At 70.8% G+C, this 21,754-nt stretch carries 17 protein-coding genes; 3 read left to right on the top strand and 14 right to left on the bottom strand.

Annotated elements, in window-relative coordinates; all coding sequences use genetic code 11:
• Positions 1-154: 154 nt before the first annotated feature.
• From QF035_RS06700 to QF035_RS06660, 9 genes are all read right to left on the bottom strand, one after another.
• Positions 155-3,142 (bottom strand): esterase-like activity of phytase family protein, encoded by a 2,988-nt coding sequence (locus QF035_RS06700; RefSeq protein WP_307518926.1) that lies wholly within the window; start codon positions 3,140-3,142, stop codon positions 155-157.
• A 123-nt stretch (positions 3,143-3,265) separates the two neighbouring features.
• Positions 3,266-4,201, bottom strand: coding sequence for an ABC transporter permease (locus tag QF035_RS06695; RefSeq protein WP_307518925.1), 936 nt, complete (start codon positions 4,199-4,201; stop codon positions 3,266-3,268).
• Entirely contained in the window at positions 4,198-5,319 is a 1,122-nt protein-coding gene (locus QF035_RS06690; protein WP_307518923.1) for an ABC transporter permease, read from the bottom strand. Before QF035_RS06690 ends, QF035_RS06695 begins: the two co-directional genes overlap by 4 nt.
• Positions 5,316-6,923 (bottom strand): ABC transporter ATP-binding protein, encoded by a 1,608-nt coding sequence (locus QF035_RS06685; protein WP_307518922.1) that lies wholly within the window; start codon positions 6,921-6,923, stop codon positions 5,316-5,318. The genes QF035_RS06690 and QF035_RS06685 overlap by 4 nt, the downstream gene beginning before the upstream one ends.
• Before the next feature lie 13 nt (positions 6,924-6,936).
• Positions 6,937-8,028 carry a BMP family lipoprotein gene (locus QF035_RS06680; RefSeq protein WP_307518920.1) on the bottom strand — a complete coding sequence of 364 codons (1,092 nt, stop codon included), beginning with the start codon at positions 8,026-8,028 and terminating at the stop codon, positions 6,937-6,939.
• A 112-nt stretch (positions 8,029-8,140) separates the two neighbouring features.
• Complete coding sequence (gene deoD / locus QF035_RS06675; RefSeq protein ID WP_307518919.1) at positions 8,141-8,881, bottom strand: purine-nucleoside phosphorylase; 741 nt, start codon at positions 8,879-8,881, stop codon at positions 8,141-8,143.
• Positions 8,881-9,630, bottom strand: coding sequence for a glutamine amidotransferase (locus QF035_RS06670; protein ID WP_307518917.1), 750 nt, complete (start codon positions 9,628-9,630; stop codon positions 8,881-8,883). The genes deoD and QF035_RS06670 overlap by 1 nt, the downstream gene beginning before the upstream one ends.
• Before the next feature lie 97 nt (positions 9,631-9,727).
• The gene (locus QF035_RS06665; protein ID WP_307518914.1) at positions 9,728-10,780 is read right to left on the bottom strand and encodes a LacI family DNA-binding transcriptional regulator; all 1,053 of its coding nucleotides are present in this window, start codon (positions 10,778-10,780) and stop codon (positions 9,728-9,730) included.
• On the bottom strand, positions 10,770-12,134 hold the full coding sequence (locus QF035_RS06660) for an amidohydrolase (protein WP_307518913.1): 1,365 nt from the start codon (positions 12,132-12,134) through the stop codon (positions 10,770-10,772). The genes QF035_RS06665 and QF035_RS06660 overlap by 11 nt, the downstream gene beginning before the upstream one ends.
• Before the next feature lie 88 nt (positions 12,135-12,222).
• Here QF035_RS06660 and QF035_RS06655 point away from each other — a divergent pair, with 88 nt between their 5' ends.
• Positions 12,223-14,823, top strand: coding sequence for an ATP-binding protein (locus tag QF035_RS06655; protein WP_307518912.1), 2,601 nt, complete (start codon positions 12,223-12,225; stop codon positions 14,821-14,823).
• Positions 14,824-14,938: 115 nt separating this feature from the next.
• Complete coding sequence (locus QF035_RS06650; RefSeq protein ID WP_307518911.1) at positions 14,939-16,336, top strand: FAD-binding oxidoreductase; 1,398 nt, start codon at positions 14,939-14,941, stop codon at positions 16,334-16,336.
• 73 nt (positions 16,337-16,409) lie between these two features.
• On the opposite strand, the gene QF035_RS06645 is transcribed toward QF035_RS06650, so the two are convergent.
• From QF035_RS06645 to QF035_RS06630, 4 genes are all read right to left on the bottom strand, one after another.
• A complete protein-coding gene (locus QF035_RS06645) occupies positions 16,410-17,219 on the bottom strand; it encodes an SAM-dependent methyltransferase (RefSeq protein WP_055617135.1) in 810 nt (269 codons plus the stop codon).
• A gap of 35 nt (positions 17,220-17,254) precedes the next feature.
• The gene (locus tag QF035_RS06640) at positions 17,255-17,770 is read right to left on the bottom strand and encodes a hypothetical protein (protein WP_307518909.1); all 516 of its coding nucleotides are present in this window, start codon (positions 17,768-17,770) and stop codon (positions 17,255-17,257) included.
• Between the two features lie 188 nt (positions 17,771-17,958).
• Positions 17,959-18,204, bottom strand: a complete 246-nt coding sequence (locus QF035_RS06635) for a DUF397 domain-containing protein (protein WP_269651822.1) — start codon at positions 18,202-18,204, stop codon at positions 17,959-17,961.
• A gap of 3 nt (positions 18,205-18,207) precedes the next feature.
• Complete coding sequence (locus tag QF035_RS06630) at positions 18,208-19,029, bottom strand: helix-turn-helix domain-containing protein (RefSeq protein WP_373466929.1); 822 nt, start codon at positions 19,027-19,029, stop codon at positions 18,208-18,210.
• A gap of 290 nt (positions 19,030-19,319) precedes the next feature.
• On the opposite strand from QF035_RS06630, the gene QF035_RS06625 reads away from it, so the two are divergent.
• Complete coding sequence (locus QF035_RS06625) at positions 19,320-20,741, top strand: hypothetical protein (protein ID WP_307518907.1); 1,422 nt, start codon at positions 19,320-19,322, stop codon at positions 20,739-20,741.
• Between the two features lie 35 nt (positions 20,742-20,776).
• Here the strand turns inward: QF035_RS06625 and QF035_RS06620 are convergent, their stop codons facing one another.
• A complete protein-coding gene (locus QF035_RS06620; RefSeq protein ID WP_307530923.1) occupies positions 20,777-21,601 on the bottom strand; it encodes an SDR family NAD(P)-dependent oxidoreductase in 825 nt (274 codons plus the stop codon).
• Between the last annotated feature and the right edge of the window lie 153 nt (positions 21,602-21,754).

The raw sequence follows: 21,754 nt of genomic DNA, 5'->3' as shown, positions 1-21,754 counted from the left end.
GAAACGATTCATTCGACTGTGAACGATCCTATGCAGTGCGACTGTCGGGCTTCAAGAGGCGTGCACGCGTCGGCCGACCTCGTGCGGCGGACCAGCAGGCGGCACCACCGAGGGAGCCGGTGGTGCCGCTCTATGTCTGCCCGACGCGTCGGCGTCAGGGCAGTTCGGTCACGCGGTCGGTGCCGGGAGGGGAGGCTGGACTGTTGGCGGTGAGATAGTCGGTCAGGGCCGCGATGTCGTCCCCGCCGCCGACGGTGTCGGTGCCCTCGGCGAAGGTGGTGAATCCGTCGCCGCCCGCGGCGAGGAAGGTGTTCGCGGTCACCCGGTAGGTGGCGTCCGGCTTCAGTGGTGCGCCGTTGAGCGTGATCGACGCCGGGTCGATGCGGTCGCCGACCGGGGCGCCGCGCGAGAAGGAGTACGTCAGGCCCTTGGAGACGCCGAGCATCAGGGTGGGTGCCCGAGTGCCGGAGTCGTTGAACTGCTCCTCCAGGATCCTCTCGATCTGCGCTCCCGTCAGGTTCACGGAGACCAGGGATCCGGCGAACGGCTGTACGGCGAAGGCCTCCGCGTACGTGATCTCGCCAGGCGCCTCGCCACCCGACGAGGACGCGTGCACCAGGTCCGCCCGCACACCCCCCGGGTTCATCAGGGCGATCTGGGCCCCGCCGCGCTCCGGTGCCGAGGTCGCGGCGAGTTGGGCGTCGGCGATGAGGTTCGCCAGATCGGACTCGGCGTCGCGGGTCTCGGAGCGGGTGATGTCGGCGGTGACGCTGCCGACGGGCCGGTTGGCCAGCGGCGCCGACAGGGCCTTCCACCTGTCGATGACGGCGGTCTGGTCGGCGTCCTTGGCGCCGGTGCGGGTGACGAGGTGGTTCATCGCGGCGACCTGGTCCCGTACGACATCCCCGGTACGGCGGTTCACCGGCAGCCGGGTCTCGGTGACCACCCGGCCGAACGACGACGCCGAGGTGACCAGGCGGGGGTTCCCGGCCGGATCGGGCAGGGAGCAGATGTACGGCTGGTGGGTGTGGCCGGTCACCACGGTGTCGATCGCCGGGTCGAGGTTCTTGGCGATGTCCACGATCGGGCCGGAGATGCCGTCGCACTGACCGTACGATCCGGCCTGCACCCCGCCCTCGTGGAGCAGCACGACGATCGCCTCCACACCCTGACGCCGCAGTTCGCGGGCCGAGGCGTCGGCGGTCTGCACCTCGTCGAGGAAGCGTACGGACTTGATGCCGGACTGGCCGGTGACCTCGGGGGTGCCCTCCAGCGTCATGCCGATGAAGCCGACCTTCACCCCGTCCACCTTCTTGACCCAGGTGGGTGCCAGGAGAGGTTTGCCGGAGTCGCGGTCGATGACGTTGGCGGCGAGCCAGGGGAAGTCGGCGCCGTCGTACGGTTCGTCCTTGATGTAGCAGCCGTCCTCGGGGTGGCAGCCCCCGTGTTGCATGCGCAGCAGTTCGTCGGTGCCCTCGTCGAACTCGTGGTTGCCGACGCTGGTGACGTCCAGGTGCAGCTTCTCCATGGATTCGACGGTGGGTTCGTCGTGGAAGAGGCCGGACAGGAAGGGGCTGGCGCCGATGATGTCGCCCGCGGCGACGGTCAGCGAGGTGTCGGTGCCCTGGCGGAGCTGACCCAGCCGGGTCGCGAGATATTCGGCGCCGCCGACCGGCGTGGACTTCGGGTCGAGCTTGGAGCCGAGGTTGGCGTCGCGTCCGGTGGGCGGCTCCAGGTTGCCGTGGAAGTCGTTGAAGGACAGCAGTTGGACGTCGACGGTGGACGGCGGCTTCTGGGTTGTGGGGAAGGCGCGGGTGTACGAGATCCAGAGCCGGACGTCGGCGGCGTCCGTACGGCCGTTGCCGTCCAGGTCTCCGGCCGCACCGGCGGTCGGGATGGCCGCCAGGTCCTTGGCGTTCACAGTGCCGTCGCCGTTGACGTCCGGGGTGCGGGTGGCGAGGAGATCCGGTCGGACGGACAGCAGATGGAACTTCGTGACGCTGCCGTTGAAGCCGAAGTTGTCGTCGGCGACGAGGACGAGTGAGCGGGAGCCGTCGGGCAGTTGCGGCCCCCAGGTGATGCCCTCGACGTTGTCGGCGTCGGTGCCGGAGGTGGTGAAGTCGTACAGCAGCTTCTTCGGCATCGGCTTCTCGGTGCCGGACAGGGCCTCCTTGCCGTTGACGTCCGTCGCGCCGATGGTGCTGGTCCAGTAGAGGCGGATGGAGAAACCGACGCCGGAGGCGAAGGACCGTTCGACGGTGAGGTAGTCGGTCTCGTTGATCGCGAGGATCTCGGAGACTCCGCGGTCCGCCGAGTACGTGCCGACCGGGGCAGGCAGGGGCGCGGTGGGTGCGTCGGAGATCGGGTCGACCTCGTAGACGTGCTCCGCCTTCGGCTCGCCTGTCCGACGGTCCATCAGCAGCAGCCGGGACGGGCTCTTGACCGTCAGCCCGGCCGCGGGGCCGTCCTGGACGAGGGCGTTCTCGGTGACGGTGGTCACCGTGCGCCCGTCCGGGGAGAGGGTGAGCCCTTCCAGGGCCTGGTTGTTGCGCACCCCGGCGGTGAGTGTGCCCGAGGCCGACCGGACGGGGGCGTACGCCTTGGGGAGTGGCAGTTCGCGTACGTACCCGCCGGAGGTGGCCGCCTCGCGGACGAAGGCGGGCTGCCCGATGGAAGAGGCGCCCTCGCTGGTCCACAGCAGGCTCTTGCCGCCCGGGGTCCAGCGGATCGCCTCGGGGTCGACCGCCTTGGGGGCGAAGGGTTCACCGGTGGTGTCGGCGAGCACGGTCAGGCCGTCGAGGGCGGGCTTGTCGTCGGCGAAAGCTGCCCCGTCGAGCGGCAGTCGGAGGGTGTAGAAGCGGGCCTTGCCGTTTTCCGAGCGGTCGTCACTGAGGGCGACGTACTCGCCGGACCGCGGGTCGTAGTCGATTCCGGACAACCCGCCGAACGGCCTGCCGAACTCCGTCGTTCCGGCGGGCACCGTGAGGGTGTCGAGGAGCCGTACGTCCTGCGGCTTCCGGGAGGTGTCCGCCTCGGGTTCCGCCGCGAAGCCGTTCGTGAGGGCCAGGCTGCCGAGGAGGCCGGCTGCAATGAGGGAGGCGAGGAACGCGCGTCTGCGGCGCGCTGGGGATTCGTGGCGCATGGGTGTCCTTCCGAAGGGGGAGGCGCACGGGCGTGCGGGCATGGCTCGCCGGCCGGTTCGCTCGGCGAGGCGCGGGTGGTGGGAGAGCCCTGTGGCTGAGGGAAGAGGGGTGCTACGGAGGCGTCAGAGTGAGGCAGCGGCCGGCACAGCACGGCCCCGGCGCTTGCGGCGCCACGCGTACAGCGCGAGGGCGAGCAGCGTCATCACGTACGGGATCGTCGATACCAACTGCGGTGGCACATCGAGGGTGCCGAGCTGTACGGCCAGTGCCTCCGCCGCTCCGAAGCCGAGCGCGGCGAGGAAGACACCCCACGGCCGCAGGCCGCCGAGGAACACGGCGGCGAGGGCGATGAAGCCGCGGCCGGCCGTCATGTCCCGTACGAAGAAGGAGACGTAGCCCATACTGAGGAAGACCCCGGCGAGTCCGGCGAGGGCTCCGCTGAGGGCGAGTCCGGTGTACTGGACACGCCGTACCGCGATCCCGACCGACTCGGCGGCGTCGGGCATCTCGCCGACCGCGCGCAGGTGGAAGCCGAAGCGGGTGCGGTAGAACAGCCAGGCGACGAACGGCGCGGCCAGGAAGGCCAGCCAGGTGACCATGTTCTGGCCGCTCAGCACATCGCCGAGCACCGGCACGTTCTCTACGCCCGGCAGAGTGACCGTCGGCAGGCTGCCGCTCTTCAGGCCGGAGGTGCCGCCCTTGTCGTCGAGGAGGCTGTAGACGGCGTAGGCGGTGCCACCGGAGGCGAGGAGGTTGAGGCCGATGCCCGCGATGATCGCGTCGGCGCCCAGCTCCAGGCGCAGCGCGGCGAGCAGCACGCCCAGCAGTGTCGCCATCGCGACGCCGCTGACCGCGCCCAGCGCGACGGAGCCGCTGTAGCCGGCGACCAGCGCTCCGGTGCAGGCCGCGCTCAGCATCTGGCCTTCCAGGGCGATGTTGCTGATGCCGGCGCGTTCGGCGACCAGCCCGCCGAACGCGGCGAGCAGGTAGGGCGTGGCGATCCGTAGCACGGCCGCCAGGAAGGCGCTGCTGAGGACGACGTCGAGTACGGAACTCATCGGACGCCCACCTGCCTCCGCGCGATGCGCCGCTTGAGGAGGTTCGGCAGGGCCTGGGCGGTGACCAGCAGCACGATGACCGCCTGGATGACCACCACGATCTCGGTGCCGACGTCCGTCTGCTGTTCCATGATGTCGCCCCCGGCGCGCAGGTAGGAGTAGAAGAGTCCGGCGACCACGACGACCAGCGGGTTGTTCCTGGCCAGCAGGGCGAGCACGATCCCTTCGAAGGCGAGGCTTCCGGCGAGCCCCGGTTCCAGTCGCCCGTAGACGCCCTGGACGAGATGGGCTCCGGCCAGGCCCGCGACGGCTCCTCCGATGACGAAGCTCCACTCGATGACGCGGGGCACGCGGATACCGCCGTACGCCGCGAAGTCGGGGTTGGCCCCGGTCATGCGGATGCGGTAGCCGAGCGGGGTGCGGGTGATGAGCAGCCACAGCGCGACGGCGGTCAGCAGCATCACCCCGAGGCCGATGTTGGCCCGGCCCAGCGGGACGCCGAACCAGTCGCTCAGCGGGGTGAGCGCGGAGTCCTGCTGGATGGACTTCGAGTGCACGGCGCTGCTGCCCGACTCCTTCAGCGGGCCGTTGACGAGGTAGTCGTAGACGCGGACGACGATGGCGTTGAGCATCAGCGTGGCCACGATCTCGTTGGCGCCGAGGCGTGCCTTCATCGCGCCGGGCACCAGGCCCATTCCGGCGCCCGCGGCGGCTGCTGCGGCCATGGGCACGATCACGGCGACGACGGGCGGCAGCGGCACGAAGATCGCGACGGTCGCGGCCGCCAGCGCACCGGCGTAGACCTGGCTCTCGGCGCCGAGGCTGATCTGCCGGGCGCGGAAGGGGATCGCGACCGACAGCCCGAGCAGGGTGAGCGTGGTGGCGTCCTCCAGCCAGCGGCCGACGCGGAAGGAGCGGTCCAGCGGGCCGGTGAGCATCACCTCATAGGCGCGGATCGGGTCGTTGCCGGTGGCGAGCATGACGAGGAAGCCGATGGCCAGGGCGGCCAGGATGGTGGCCAGGGCCATGCTGAGGTCTACGACGAAGTCGCGGCGCCGGGTCGCCCGGTACTGGCGGCGGTCCTCGGTCTCGATCAGGGTCATGGGAGTGGTGGTCACGGGGTCTCCCCCAGGTCTTCCGGACCGGCCGTGAGGTCATCCAGGCCGGCCGTGAGCTGGTCGCGGTCGTGCTGTTCGACGCCGAGCATGTAGAGGCCGACCCGCTTCTCGGTGAGGCCGGTCGTGTCGTCGAACCGGGCGACCAGGCGGCCGTCCTTGAGGACGAGCAACCGGTCAGAGAGGGCGAGGAGTTCGGTGAGGTCGGCGGAGATCAGCAGGACGGCGGCGCCCGTGTCGCGCGCGGCGACGAGACGCTCGTACATGAACCGCATCGCGCCGATGTCCACCCCGCGCGTGACCTGGGAGGCGATCAACAGGCGTGGTCCTGCGGAGAGTTCGCGGGCGACGATCACCTTCTGCATGTTGCCGCCGGACAGCGCCCGCACCGGAACCGACGGGTCGGGGGTGCGGATCGCGTACTGGTCGATCAGCCGCTCGGCGTGGGCGCGTACGGCACCAGGGTGCAGGACGCCACGACGGGCGAGGGGCGGTCGGTGGTGGCGGTCGACGACGAGGTTGTCGGCGATGGACGCGTCGAGGGCGGCGCCGTTGTGCAGCCGATCCTCCGGTACGTAGCCGATGCCGGCCTGACGATGGCCCGCCACGTCGAGGCCGGCCGTGTCGGTACCGCCGACGTCGACCGTGCCCGCGGTGGGTCGGCGCAACCCGGCGAGGATTTCGGCGAGTTCACTCTGGCCGTTGCCCTCGATGCCGGCCACGCCGACGATCTCCCCGGCGGCCACGTCGAAGTCGAGGTCGTGCAGGGACTGGCCGGTCGAGGCCTCGTAGCCGAGGCTCCGTACCCGCAGGGTGGTCTCCGCGGGGCGGGCGGGGGAACGGTGCACGTCCAGGGACATGTCCCGGCCGACCATCATGGAGGCGAGGGAGCGCTCGGTGGCGTCGGCGGTGGCGACCGTCCCCACCAGGGAGCCGGCGCGCATCACGCTGACCTGGTCGCTGATCTCCCGTACCTCGCGCAGCTTGTGGGAGATGAACAGCACGGTCATCCCGTTGTCGCGCAGTCGGCGTACGGCGGCGAACAGGTCCTCGGTCTCCTGCGGGGTGAGCACGGCGGTCGGCTCGTCGAGGATCAGCACGCGGGCCCGCCGGTGGAGCGCTTTGAGGATCTCGGTGCGCTGGCGCATCCCGACCGACACCTCCTCGACGCGTGCCCTGGGGTCGACGACGAGTCCGGACTCCTCCGCGAGCCGGGCGGTCGTCTCCACGGCCGCCTTCGGGTCGACCAGGCCGCGACGGCCCGGCTCGACGCCGAGGACGACGTTCTGGGCGACGGTGAAGGACGGCACCAGCATGAGGTTCTGGTGCACCATGCCCACGCCCAGCGCGATCGCCGAGGCCGGGCCCCGCAGCACACGGGGCCGTCCGCCGACCAGGATCTCGCCCACGCTGGGCTGTTCGAGGCCGTAGAACATCTTCATCAGCGTGGACTTGCCCGCGCCGTTCTCACCGACGACCGCCCGGATCTCGCCGGGCGGGACCTCCAGGTCCACGGCGCGCACCGCGCGCACCCCGTTGGCGTAGGTCTTGGTGACCTGGCGGGCGGCGACGGCCGGTCCGTCCTTGCCCCATGGCTCGTTCATCATCAAGGCCGTTCGGCTAGAGGGCGCTGGGCACCGTGACGGAGCCGGACTTGACCTTGTCGGCGGCTTCCTGGAGCTCGGTACGGATCTCCTCGGGCACCAACTCCTTGAAGTGGTCGTCGTTCACATAGCCGACGGCGTCCTCGGCGAGGCCGACGGTGGAGACGGCGCCGTACTTCAGGGAGTCCTTCTGGTCCTTCTGCGCGGCCTCGTACAGGGCGTTGCCGACGTTCTTGAGGATGGAGGTGACGACGATGTTCTTCTGCGCCTGGTCGGTGAGGGTCTGGTACTGGTCGGAGTCGACGCCGAACGCGTACCGCTTGGCGCCGACGGCCGACTCGAAGGTGCCGAGCCCGGAGAGCCCGGCGACCGGCCACACCAGCGCGGCGCCCTGGCCGTACATGGAGGTGCTGATCTCCTTGCCCTTGGCCGGGTCGCCGAACGGCTTGTCGCCGCCCACGTACTGCACGAGGACATCGGAGTTCTTTCCGCCGGCAGCCTGGAAGCCCGACTTGAAACCGACGACGAAGTCCTCGATCAACGGGATCTTCACGCCGCCCATGACGCCTGCCTTCTTCAGCGATTCGGTTCCCTTGAGCGCTTTCGCGGCCACCAGCTTCTCGGCCAGGAATCCCGCGAGATAGCCGCCCTCGTTCTGCTTGAACGTGACGGAGTAGACGTTCTCGCACTTGTTGGAACAGGCGCCGTTCTTGCCGCTGTAGTCGACCGGGGCATCAAAGACCCAGAACTTCTTGTCCGGGAATTCCGGGGCGAGTTTGCCGATGTAGTCGGTGACGTCGAAGGTGCCGGCAGCGAGGATGTCGTAGTCGTCGGCCGAGGCGGCGTCCTCGAAGCCGGGCTCCCACTTGGTGCGGTCGGAGCCGAGCTCCACCACCTTGAGCTCGTAGCCGAGGTCCTTCTCGGCCTTCTTCAGACCCGCGTAGGCGGAGTCGAAGAACGACTTGTCGCCCAGCCCGCCATTGAGCACCAATTTGATGCGCGGCTTGCCGGAGGACGAAGCTCCGGAATCGTCCCCGCCCGACCCTCCGCACGCGGTCAGCGCGAGCATCCCTGTCACCGCGACGGCGGCGCTTCTTCCGTATCGCATCATCGACCTCCTGATCATTTTGTTGCTGAGTGAGCGGCTGCGTTGACAGTAGAAAGTGCAAAACGTTTTGGCTACGTTGCCCGGTTTCGGTTTGATTTCCGGTGAGGGAATTTCAGACATCGGTCAGCAGCGCGGTCGCGGCGATACGCAGCGTCCGGTCGAATTCCGTCTCGCGTTCCTCGGCGGTGAGGGCGTCACCGGTGCGGAGGTGGTCGGACACGGTCAGCACGGCGAGGGCCTCCCCTCCCTCCGCGCAGGCCACGGCGTACAGCCCCGCCGCCTCCATCTCGACCGCGAGCGTGCCCCGGCGCTCCAGGGCGTCGAAGAGGGCGGGGCGGTCGAGGTAGAAGTGGTCGCTGCTGAACACCGGTCCGATGTGCACCGCGGAGGGCTCCTGCTCGGCGGCGTCCGCGGCGGCGCGCAGCAGCCGGTAGGAGGGAGCGAGCGAGAGGGTCACGCCGTTCACGAGGACGCGGCCGAGGCTGGAGTCGGTGTGCGCGGCGGAGGCGATCACCACATCCCGTACCCGGACCGAGGCCGGGATCGCGCCTGACGTGCCGACCCGGACGATCCTGCGCACGCCGTAGTGGCGGAACAGCTCCGTCGCGTAGATCGACACCGAGGGGATGCCCATGCCCGAGGCGAGGACCGACATCGGCACGCCCTGGTGGCTGCCGGTGTAGCCGAGGATGCCGCGTACGTCGGTGACCCGCCGTGCGTCCTCCAGGAACGTCTCGGCGATCCGCCGGGCCCGGCGCGGATCCCCCGGCATCAGCACGAGCGGCGCGAAGTCGCCCGGCGCGGCCGAGATATGGGGTGTGCCGGTGAACGGAGCACTCACGTGGTCAGGCATCACAGGTCCGATCCCGCGAGCCAGCGCACCAGCCGGTCCCACAGCTCGGCGTACCCCCGCCAAGCCAGAAACGGCGGCGGCGCCCAGTGCGGAGCCACATCGGAGGTGAACGCCGCGGACCTGCCCGCGCCGTGGCCGCCGACGACGAGCAGGGGGTGCCCGGCACACTCGACCAGCAGCGACGCCTCCGGCCGCGCGGTGACCTCGTTCAGGCCGAGCAGCGCGGGCCAGGGCCGCTCCAGTCCCCGTACGACCGGATGCTCGCCAACCACATCGGGCACGGCACCGGCCGGAAGCTCCACCCGGTCGTCGTGGTCCGCCAGAACCACCGGCAGGGCGGCGGCCAGCGGGGACCGCCCCCATCGCGCGCGGCCGTCGATGCCGCTGAAGGTCAGATAGCCGCCGATCATCAGTACCCCGCCGCCCCGTTCCACGAAGCCGCACACCAGCGCCGAGCGGTCGGGCGCCGGAACGGACCGGTTGAAGGTCTCGGGCGGGAGCTGAAAGCTGTTGGCGCCGACATCGCTGATGACCACGACGTCGTACGCGTCGAAGCCGTCCGCGGAGGCGGGCACCCGGGTGGGTATCTCGTGCGCGGGCACATATGTCACCTCATGGCCGCGCGAGCGGAGAGCGTCGAGGAAGACGCCTCCGCCCTCGGTGTACTCCGCGGTGTGGAAGGCGTCGAAGCCTTTCTGATGAACCGTGTACGTGAACCAGGACTCGCCCACAACGAGCACTCTGGGCATGGCGAACCGCCTTTCCAAGGCTGAGCAGAGCAGGGGGTGCCGCCGCGCGGGCACGTCAACTGCCTGAAGTGCGGCGGGAAGTTGGGTCAGGTGAAGGTCAGCGGCCAGCCGCGGGCGCCGTGCTGCCGCGTACCTTGAGTTCGACGGGAAGGGTGTGCCGGGAGGCGGGCGGGACCTCGCCCCGGGTGACGTACTGGAGGAGCTGGGCGGTGGCCGTGCGGCCCACGTCGTAGGCCGGCTGGTGGACGGTGGTCAGGGGCGGATGGGCCAGCGAGGCCGCCCGGATGTCGTCGAAGCCGACCACCGAGACGTCCTCCGGTACCGACAGACCCGCCTCCCTCAGTGCCAGGAGGGCGCCGAAGGCCATCAGGTCGTTGGCGGCGAACACGGCCGTGCAGTGCTCCGGGAGGCCGCCCTCCTCGAGGAGTTTGGCGACAAGGCGGTAGCCGGAGGCTTCCTTGAAGTCGCCGACACGTTCGACGACCTCGCCCCGGAAGGCCCGTACGAAGCCGTTCGCCCGGGCGATGCTGCTCTTCAGGGCACGCGGACCGGTCAGCATCAGGGCCCGGCGGTGGCCGAGCGACCGCAGGTGCTCGCCGACCAGCCGCCCGCCCGCCTCGTGGTCGGCGGTCGCGATGAGGGCACCTTCGAGGCCCTCGACCTCCTCGTCGGCGAGCGCGATGGGGAACTTGCCCATGAGGGCCTCCAGCCTCCGCCGGGACGGCGGGGATCCCGAGGCGTACACCATGCCGTCGATGAACCGGCTGCGGATCATGCCGAGGTAGCGGTCCTCGCGGTCGGGGTCGAACTCGGTGTTGCACAGGATCAGGCCGTAGCCGAGGTCGTGGGCGGCGTCCTCGGCGCCCTTGGCCAGCTCGGCGAAGAAGGTGTTGCTGATGTCGGGGATCAGCAGGCCGATCACCGAGGTGGCCCCGGCCTGCAGGCTGCGGGCCAGCGATGCCGGGACGTAACCGAGCCGGTTGACGACGCTGCGCACCCGGGCGGCCGTGTGCTCGTTGACCGGCCGGTTGCCGCTGAGGACGTGGGAGACGGTGGTGGGGCTGACCCCCGCGGCCGCGGCCACGTCCTTGATGGACGCGGGTCTGCGCACCGCCGCCTGCCCGGGCGTCCCGTAGGGCTCACGGGTCATAGTGCTGCACCGCCCTCCCGTGGGAGGTGTCGAGGATCCGCGCCACCCGGGCGTCGGCCTCGTCCAGCAGCGCGGGCACGTCCACGGTCAGCAGCCGGCCGTCGCGCATCAGGACGCGGCCGTCGACCACGACCGTCCGTACGTCACTGGCGCGGGCGCTGTAGACCAGTGCGGCGCGGGGGTCGTGCAGCGGACGGCAGTGCAGCCCCGACAGATCGGTGAGGACGATGTCGGCGCGCATGCCCGGCTCCAGCGCCCCGATGTCCTGCTGCAGGCCGAGGGCTCGGGCTCCGCCTCGCACAGCCAGCCGCAGGGTGTCGGAGACGGTCATCCAGGTGGCGTCGCACACCGCTTGCTTCTGGGTGAGGGCGACCAGCCGCAGCGCTTCCCATACGTCGAGCGTGTTGTGGCCGGCGGCGCCGTCCGTGCCGACGGCGACGGTGAGCCCGGCACCGAGCAGCTCCCGGACCGGGGTGAGCGGAGACAAGGCGTGTTTCAGATACACCTTGGGGCAGTAGGCCACGGCGGTTGTGCCGGCGTACTCGGCCAACAACGGCAGGTCCTGCTCGACGATCCCGCAGCCGTGCGCGATGAGGGCGCCCGCGTCCAGAACCCCCGTCTCGTGCAGCACGCGGATCGGTGTGATGCCGCGCCGCTCCAGACTGGATTGCGTCTGCTCCAGGTGCTCTGCGGCATGGATGTGCACACGCAGGCCGAGCCGCCGGGCATGGTCGGCCAGGATCCGCAGATCACCGTCGTCGACCGTGTACGGGGCGTGCGGCCCGAGCGAGACTGTCACCCGGCCCCCGGCTCCGCCGTGCCAGGTCTCCGCGAACCTCACCGTCTCCTCCAGAGCTTCCTGGCCCCGGCTGCTGAAGTACGTGGGCGCGATGTCGGCCCGCAGGCCGGTCTCGGCGACCGCCTCGGCGATCTGCTCGGGGAAGAAGTAGTGGTCGGCGAAGGCGGTCACACCGGAGCGGATCATCTCCGCGCAGGCCAGCCGGGCACCGAGCCGCACGTCGGCCGCGGTGAGGTTGGACTCCATCGGCCAGACGCGGTCGTTGAACCACCCCTCGACGGTCACGTCCTCGGCCGCACCACGCATCAGCACCATGGGACTGTGCGTGTGCGCGTTGACCAGGCCTGGAACGGCCAGCAGCCCCCGCCCGTGGATGACCTCCGCCGCGTGGACCGCAGCGGCCGCCCCGGTCGGCCGTATCTCCTCGATGACACCGTCCGTCACCACGATGTCCTGCGCCCGCAGCACGTCGCACTCGCCCTCCGGCGGAACCCGCAGCACGTCGCAGCCGCTCACCAGGAGGCGGCGGGTCGACGGAGGCGTTCTGTCGCTCATGCGGCACAAGCTAGGTATCCAAAACGTTTTGCACAACCACCGATCCTTTGCGGGGGCTGTCTGCCCGCACACGTGCCAGAATCACAGCGTGGATTGGGGGATCCTCGAACGAGACGACGAGCTCGATCGACTGGCCGTCGCCGCGCGGGACGCGGCCGATGGAGCCGGTTCGGTGGCGCTCGTCTTCGGCGAGGCGGGTATCGGGAAGTCGAGCCTGGTGAAGGCCATGCCGGCCGTGCTGCCGGAGAAGGCGCGCGTCCTGGTGGGGGAGTGCGACGACCTCGCCACGCGACGGCCGCTCGGCCCCTTCCGCGATCTGGTCGGCAGCGTCGGCGCCGAACTGGCCCGGGCTCTCACGGCGGGCGGCGACCGGCCCCGGGTGTACGACGCCCTGCGGGCCGAGCTGACCGCGGCCCCGCACCCGGCCGTTCTCGTCGTCGAGGACGTGCACTGGGCCGACGAGGCCTCGCTCGACGCCCTGCGGTTCCTGGTTCACCGGGTGGAACGCCTCCCGGCCCTCCTGGTCCTCACCTACCGCGACGACGAACTGGACCGCCGCCACCCCCTGCACCACCTCCTGGGCCAGGTCTCCCGGGCCGAACGCGTGCACCGGCTCCCGCTGTCCCGCCTCTCCGCGGGCGCCGTGCGGCAGCTGAGCGCGGTGAGCCGCCTGGACCCGGCAGAGGTGTACGAGGTGACCTCGGGCAACCCGTTCTTCGTGGCCGAAGTCGTAGCGGCGGGCGGCACCGGCGGAGTCCCGCCGACCGTGGTCGACGCCGTCCTCGCCCGGCTGCGCGGCCTGGACGACCGCACCCGCGACGCCCTGGAACAGCTCGCCGTGGTCCCGTCCGCCGTCGAACGGCCCCTGGTCGACGCGCTGTTCACGGACGGCGTGGCCGAGCTGGCCGCTGCCGAACAGCGCGGACTGCTCACAGTGACACCTGAACGGGCCGGATTCCGGCACGAGTTGATCCGCCGGGCCGTCGCCGACTCGCTGCCCGCCGCACGGCGCATCGAACTCAACCGTCACGTCCTCGCCGCGCTCGTCGCGAAGTCCGGCTCCGACCCGGCCCGCGTCGTCCACCACGCGGCGGAAGCGGGCGACCAGGAGGCCATCGCGCGGTACGGTCCCGACGCCGCCCGGGACGCCTCCGGCGCGGGAGCACACCGGGAGGCCGCCGCCCACCTGCGGCTCGTCCTGCGACAGCGCGACCGGTTCGAGGCCGCCGAACTGGCCGACCTGCTGGAGCGGTTCGCCGTCGAGAGTTACACCATCGCCGACTCCGCGGCAGCCGTCGACGCCGAACGGGACGCGGTCGCACTGCGACGCTTCCTCGGCGACACCCGCGCGCTCGGCGCCGACCTGCGCTGGCTGTCCCGTATCCACTGGTGGGCGGGCAACGCCGACGAGGCGCAGAGTGCCGCGCGCGAGGCCATCGCCGTACTGGAGGAAGCGGGCGACGACCGGCTGCTCGGGCTCGCCCTCAGCAACACCTCGCAGCTGCACATGCTGTCCGAACGCACCACCCTGGCCATCGACTTCGGTGAGCGGGCCATCGCCCTGGCCCGCCGCACCGGCGACGACGCGATCCTCGCGCACGCCCTCAACAACGTCGGCTCCGCCCGCTGGCGCGACGGCGACCCGCTGGGCCGCGCCCAGTTGGAGGAGAGCCTCAAGGTCGCGCTGGCCGCGGGCGAGGTCGAGCACGCCTGCCGCTCGTACGCCAACCTCATCTGGACGCTGCTCCAACGCCTCGAGTTCACCGAGGCCGACCGCTTCCTGGCGCCCGGTATGGCGCTGGCGGACCGGGCGGAACACGTCGGCTTCCTGAGCTATCTCCATGTCGCGATGGGGCTGCGCCGGTTCGCCGCAGCGGCCTGGGACGACGCCGAGCGGCACGCCGAGATCGGCGCCCACGACTTCGTGCCCGCCCGCTGCCCCGCGCTGACCGTGCTGGCCCGGGTACGCGTCCGCCGCGGCCGCGACGGCGGGGAGGAACTGCTCGACGAGGCCTGGGAGATCGCCGTACGCACCCGTGAACTGCAGCGCACCGGGCCGGTCGCGGTAGCCCGGGCGGAGGCTGCCTGGCTCCGGGGCGATCACGCGGCGGTGGTCGCCGTCGCCGGTGAGGTCTTCGAGGAGGCGCGCCGCCTGTCCGCCATGCCGCACGTGGCCGAGCTCGGCTACTGGCTCGCCAAGGCCGGGAGCCCCGTACCGGCGGACAGCTGGGACCATCCGTACGCGCTCCAGACCGCCGGACGCTGGCGCGAGGCGGCGGAGGCCTGGCGTGCGGCCGGCTGCCCGTACGAGGATGCCGCCGCCCTCGCCGAGAGCCCGGACCCGGACGACAAGCTCACGGCCCTCGCCGGTCTGGACGCGCTCGGCGCGGAGCCCCTGGCACGGTTAGTCCGCGGCGAACTGCGGCAACTGGGCGTGCGCCACATCCCGCGCGGCCCGCTCGCCGCGACCCGCGACAACCCCGCGGGCCTCACCGAACGTCAGCTCCAGGTCGTGCGATTGCTGGCCCAGGGTCTGACCAACCCCGAGATCGCCGAGCGGCTCGTGGTCTCCGTCCGTACGGTCGACAACCACGTCTCCGCCGTACTGGACAAGCTCGGGGCCCGCTCCCGGCGCCAGGCCACCGCCCGCGCCACGGAGCTGGGGCTGGTGCCCGGACGCGAGACCTAGGTAGCCGCCGACGCCGAGCTGAGTGACCGGCACGGATATCCGCGCACTGGGGACGGGACTAGAAACAGGCCCATGGAAGGGGCCCGGAAGCCGGGTCCCGGATCGGGGGATGCACATGTCCGTCACACCAGCACAGGCGGCCCGGCAGGAACTCACCCAGTTCAAGGGGCAGTTGATCGGGCCGGACGACTCCGGCTACGAGGAGGCCCGTCCCGTCTACAACGCGATGATCGAGCGTCGCCCCGCCCTGGTGGCGCGGTGTACGAGCGCCGAGGACGTCACGCACGCCGTCGGCTTCGCCCGCGCCCACGAGCTGCCGCTCGCCGTACGCGGCGGCGGGCACCACGGCGCCGGACTCGGGACCTGCGACGGCGGCGTCGTCGTCGACCTGTCCCCGCTCAAGGACATCGAGGTCGACCCGGAGGCCAGGACGGTCCGTGTCGGCGGCGGCTGCGTCTGGGGCGAAGTGGACCGGGCCACCAACGCGCACGGTCTGGCCACCCCGAGCGGCATCATCTCCACGACCGGCGTCGGGGGCCTCACGCTGGGCGGCGGCCTCGGCCATCTCACCCGCAAGTGCGGGCTGGCCATCGACAACCTCCTGGAGGCCGAGCTCGTCCTGGCCGACGGCCGGCACGTGCGCGCGAGCGCCGACGAGAACCCCGACCTGTTCTGGGCGATCCGCGGCGGAGGCGGCAACTTCGGCGTCGTCACCTCGTTCCTGTTCCGGCTGCACGAGGTGAGCACGGTCGTCGCGGGTCCCACGTTCTGGCCCGTCGAACAGTGCTCCGAAGTACTCGCCGCCTACCGGGACTTCATCCCGCACGCGCCCCGCGAACTCAACGGCTTCTTCCTGATCGGCGCCGTCCCGCCCGCCCCGCCGTTCCCCGAGGAACTCCATGGACGCAAGGCCTGCGGTGTCGTGTGGTGTTACGCCGGAGAGGACGCGGACGCGGCGGCCCGCGCGATGGCGCCCCTGCTCGACGCCCTGCCGGAGCCGATGCTGCACGGCCCCGCGCCGATGCCGCACCCCATGATCCAGGGCGCCTTCGACGGTCTCTACCCGCCCGGCGACCAGTGGTACTGGCGTGCCGACTTCGTCAACGAGATCCCCGCCGAGGCGATCGACCTGCACGCCAAGTTCGGCGCCGAACTGCCCACCATGAAGTCGACCATGCACCTGTACCCGATCGACGGCGCCGTCCACGACCACGCGCCGACGGACACCGCCTGGAGCTACCGCGACGCACGCTGGGCCTCCGTCTTCGCGGGCGTGGACCCCGACCCGGCCAACGCCGACGACATCAAGCGGTGGACCGTCGACTACTTCGAGGCCCTCCACCCGTACTCGGCGGGCGGCGCCTACGTGAACATGATGATGGACGAGGGCCAGGAGCGCGTACGGGCCAGCTACCGCGACAACTACGCCCGGCTGGCCCGGATCAAGGCCGAGTACGACCCGGGCAACCTGTTCCGGCTCAACCAGAACATCGAGCCGGCCGCGAGGCCCTGACCGGCCGGACCCGGGGATCGGCCCTGGCGCCAACGGGGGGCGTCAGGGCCGCGGGGGCTCAGGGCCGCGGGACTCAGGACTTGCGCGCGACGCCCCCGTACACATCCGTAGCCTCCGGAGTGGTGCCCGGCTCGGGGCGCCACAGCGGGCAGGAGACGATGCCGGGCTCCAGCAGTTCCAGACCGTCGTAGTAGACGGAGATCTCCCGCGGGCTGCGCAGCACGTACGGGACGGCGCCGGTGTCGTCGTAACCCTCCTGGGCCCGCTTGAGCTCGGCGTCCGTGTCGGTGCTGTCGTAGTGCACGAAGTAGCTGCCCGGCGGCAGGGCGGCCTGGAGACGGCGGACGATCGACTGGGCCTCTTCGTAGTCCTGGATGTGGCCCAGGATGCCCATCAGCATCAGCGCGACGGGCTTGTTGAAGTCCAGGATCTTGCCCGCGGCCTCGATGATCTGCTCGGGCTCGTGCAGGTCCGCGTCGATGTAGTCGGTGACGCCCTCGGGGGTGCTGGTGAGAAGCGCCTGGGCGTGCCGCAGCACCAGCGGGTCGTTGTCCACGTAGACGATCCGCGACTCGGGCGCCACGCGCTGGGCGACCTGGTGGGTGTTGTCGTACGTGGGCAGGCCCGTGCCGATGTCCAGGAACTGACGGATGCCCAGCTCACCGGCGACGAACGTCACGGTCCGGATCAGATAGCCGCGGGAGGCGCGGGCCATCGTCTCGATGTTCGGGGCGATCTCGCGGTAGGCGTCGCCCGCCTCCCGGTCGACCTCGTAGTTGTCCTTGCCGCCCATCCAGTAGTTCCAGATGCGGGCCGAATGCGGCACCGTGGTGTCGATCTTGGACAAAGCGTCCTGGTCGGGAGTGGACTGGCCGTCTGCCATGCGAGATCTCCTGCCGTGCGTCACGCGGTCTGCTTCTAACCTACCGTCAACTGCCCCTTGCATCGCCCCAGTTGAAGATCGGGACCGGATGGCGCACGGATGGGAGGGCCGGGGCCGCAGACGTCCAGAGTGACGACCGGGACGTGCTGGGCGAGGGTGCGGAACACCCGGCGGTAGGCGTCGGCCACCTCGGCGCCCTCGGTGTCCGCGCGGCGTCCGGAGTCCGTCAGATGGAGAAGGGCGCCGTCCCGCTCGGCCACGGACTCGGCGAAGTCGAGCGCCTGGATCCAGGTCACCCGGGAGTGTCCGCGGCGCAGCGGCCCGTAGACGAGCTCGTGGACGATGCCGCCGTCGACCGCCAGGCGGCCGGGGGCGGCGAGGAGTTCACGGTACGGACGGGTCGGGTCCACGTGGTGCAGCTGGTCCCGCGAGCGCCTGATCATGAATCCGTTGCGGACCAGTTCGGCGAGCAGTCCGCTTCTGGCGATGCCGTCGGGGCCCTCGACGACCAGCGTCCGGCACCGGTCGACGGCCTCATGGAGCGTGCGCATACCACTCCCTCCAGGACGACCGACTTTCCCAGTGTGGCCGGGCGACCCGCACGGCGGGAGTGCGCGTGCGGGTTGTCCGGTTGTGCGGCCGTAGTGGTGGATGGTTGTGCGGGCGTAGTGGTGCCGCCCGGACCGGGCGGGCGAGGGCGTCGGAGCGCGGGCTCGCGACGCGGGAGTTCAGCGGGGCGTCAGGCGACGAGGAAGTCGGCCTGGCCGGACTTCGCGCCCTCCAGGAACGAGATCATCTCTTCCCGGGTGTAGATCAGCGCGGGCCCGTCCGGGTCCTTGGACTGGCGGAACGCGACGCTGCCGTCGGGCAGTCGCTTGGCCTCGACACAGCTGCCGCCGTTGGTGCCGCTCCAGGGCTTGTGCCAGCCCTCGGTGCCCAGATCGATGGCGGGCATTCCGCTGTGGATGGGGTCCATGGAAGTCATGGCTCACAACTCCTTACGCAGTTCAGCCAGGATGGCCCTGGTCCGAGCGACCGGCTCCGCCTGCACGGACATCCGGTCCATTACTTCGAGGTACGTCACGACATCGGCCGGCTGGTCGACATAGACCGAGCCGACGAGGCTCTCGGTGTAGACGACATCGGGAAGTTCGGAGAAACCGAAGCGGAAGTGGTGGAAGGGGCCGAACGCGCCCGGATGGGCTCCCACGGAGTAGCGCAGTATCTGGATCCGGACCTTCGGCATGTCCAGGGCCTCGTTCAGCCGGTCGATCTGGGCCCGCATCACCTCGGCCCCGCCCACCGGGCGGCGCAGCACCGTCTCGTCCAGGACGGCCCAGACGGCCGGTGCCTCGGATTTCGTGAGCAGGTCCTGGCGCTTGAGGCGCAGGGCGACGCGGCGGTCGATGTCCTCCTTCGTCTCGTTGGGAAAGCCGATGTGCATGAGCGCGGCCGCGTAGTCGTGCGTCTGCAACAGGCCCGGGACGTAGTGGGGTTCGTAGAGACGGATGACGCTGGCTTCGCTCTCCAGGCTCACGTAGGCGCTGAACCAGTCGGGCAGCACATCGCGGTACGAGTACCACCAGCCGGGCTGGTTGGCCTCCCTGGCCATCGAGAGGAAGTCCTCGACCTCGGACTCCGGGACTCCGTAGGTGTGCAGCAACTCCCTCACGTAGGGGATACGGAGGCCGACCTCGGCCTTTTCGATCCGGCGGACCGTCAGAGGAGTGACCTCGATGGCCCGCGCGGCGTCCTCGAAGGAGACTCCGGCCTGTTCCCGCAGATGCCGGAGCCGCTTGCCGAGAACCATCCGCAGGACGGTCGGTGCACTGCCGCCCGAGCGGTTGTCGCTCACGTCCTACCTCCCGGAACGGCCGTCACAGCGTGCAGTGTGCCACGAGGTCGCTGACACAGACAGAGCGATGAGGATCGTTCTGAAATTATCAGAACGCTTGTTGCGGGTTGTGTGTGTCGGCCATCATAGTGATCGAGTGACCTGCCGCACAGTCCGGCGGCGACGGCGCACAACAGCGCATCGGCTTCCCGGACTTGACGCCCCGGCAGGGAGGGCAGACCGCAGCACCGCGATGCGACACCTGGATGGCCACCGTGACCGACGGACAATCGAGGAGCCCGGGCAAGGGTCCCGCCGGGGCCAACAAGGCGCTGGCGGCCGCCCTCAGAGACGCCGGCTGCTCGTATGCCTCGCTCGCCCTGCGGGTCAACGAACTGGGGCGCAGACAGGGCGCGGACTCGAACTACGACAAGGCGTCGGTCACCCGCTGGCTGAACGGCCAGCAACCCCGGGGCAACACCCCGGAGTTGATCGCCGCCGTCCTGTCCGAGCGACTCCGCCACGCCGTGTCGCCGACGGACCTCGGCTTTCTGCCCGACCAGCAACGCCCGGTCGTCGGCAGGGCACTCGTGTACCGCGAAGACCTGGCAGACACCTTGCACACCTTGGCCGAACTGGGTTCCACCGACATCTCCCGCCGCAGCCTCCTCGGCGCGGTCCCCTTCGTCGCGGGCGCACTGACGGACCCTCAGCGCGAGTGGCTGCTCTGGCTGGTGGAGCACGCCGGGAATCACGACGTCGCGCGGCTCGCACCGGTCACCGACGGCGGGCCCGTCGAGCAGGTCCACGCCATGATCAGCATGTTCGACCAGATGGACAACCACTTCGGCGGCGGGGGAGTGCGCACCAGCATCGTGCACTACCTGTGCACCGAGGTCGTGCCCATGCTCCAGCGCCGCGGCACACCCCCGCACCAGCAGCGCCTGCTGTACGCGGCGGCCGCCCGCCTCGCCGCGATGGCCGGCTGGAGCTCGTACGACGCGGGGGAGTACGGGCTCGCACAGCGCTATATGACGCAGGCGCTGCGGCTCTGTGCCGAGGGCCGCGACCGTGTCCTGGGCGGGCAGATCCTGGCCGGGCTCTCCCACCTCGCCACCAACCTCGGCCGCCCGGACGAGGGCGTGGCGCTGGCGAGGGCCGGCATCGCGACCGCGAAGGGCTCGGGCAGCCCGCTCGGCCTGATGCGCCTGTACGCCATGTCGGCGCGCGGACACGCGGCGCGGGGCCGCTCCGGTGAGACGTCCGAGGCGCTGAGGCTCGCGGAACAGCAACTGGACGCGAGCCGGGGAGCCGCGCAGGAGTCCGTGTGGGTGCGTTTCCTCGATCACCACTATCTGCAGGCCGAGTCAGCCCTGTGCTTCCGCGACCTCGGCCTGGCCGCGCAGGCGGAGCGCACGGCCGGTGAGTCGGTCGACGCCAACGCGGACCGGCGCAGGCGCCAGGCCATCAGCCGTTCCGTACTGGCGACGGCACACCTCCAGCAGAACCGCCTCGACGAGGCGATCGGTACGGCGACCAAGGCGCTGGACACGCTCAGTACGGTGCACAGCGAGCGGTCCATCCAGGCACTGCGCGACTTCCGCAAGAGGCTGGAGCCCCGCCGCCACGAGCCGCTGGTCCAGGAGTTCGAGCGCAGGTCCCGACCGGTGCTGGGGGCGGTGGCATGACGACCGGCCCTGGCTCGATCGGCCCACTCGACGACTTAGTAACCGTCGGGGGAGGGCGCGTTCTGGGCGCGGTCGACGGGCAGATTGGCCCCGGAGATCCCGCTCGACCAGTCCGACAGCAGGAACGCCACCACGCGGGCCACCTCCTGCGGCGCGACCGGCTCGCCGCCCGGCAGCTCGGCCGCCGCGAACGCGGCGAAGGCCTCGGGCTCGTCCCTGCGCATCCGGTCCCAGCGCCGGCCCGGAATGAGCATCGACCCCGGCGAGACGGCGTTCACCCGGATCCCGTCCGGGCCGAGTTCGCGGGCCAGCGAGGCGGCCAGATGGATCTGCGCGGACTTCGCGGTTCCGTACTGCGCGTCGGGTCCCGGCTTCCAGCCGGATATCGACGAGATGACGACGACCGAGCCACCGCCCGCCGTACGCAGATACGGGACGGCGGCCCGCACCAGTCGCGCGGTGTGTCCGACGTTCAGCTCCCAGGTCGCGGCCCAGTCCCCGGCGTCCGTCTGTTCGAGGCCGCGCCCGCGAGAACCCCCCGCACAGGCCACCACCCCGTCCAGGCCACCGAAACGACTTGCCGAGGCCGTGACGAACGCCTCCAGCCGCTCCGGCTCGGTGACATCGAGGGCTCGGGTGAACAACCCGTCGGGCGCCGCGGCGTCGACCGTGCCTCTCAGCGTCTCCAGGTCCTGTGCCGTGCGGGCACACGTAGCGACCCGGGCGCCCTCGGCGGCCAGCAGCCGCACAATCTGCTCGCCGAGCCCTCGCGTACCGCCGGTGACGAGCACACGCTTGCCGCTCACGCCGGACCAGCCGCGGGCACCCTGCCCGCTGTCGATGGCCCGGCCTTCGCTCACGTTGCTCACGCTTTCGAACATACATGCCACACCACTACGCGCCTGCAACCGGACAACCCCCGTACCCCCTGGTCCGCCGCTGCTCCGGCCGGTTGGCTGCACGAGCAGCCACCGAGACCGTCCCCCACCCGTGCTGCACATGAAGGAGGCACG

It is taken from the genome of Streptomyces umbrinus, assembly GCF_030817415.1.
GTDB classification, from domain to species: domain Bacteria; phylum Actinomycetota; class Actinomycetes; order Streptomycetales; family Streptomycetaceae; genus Streptomyces; species Streptomyces umbrinus_A.
The sequence above is the reverse complement of the archived record's forward strand: the minus strand, read 5'-3'. Positions and strand labels throughout refer to the sequence as shown.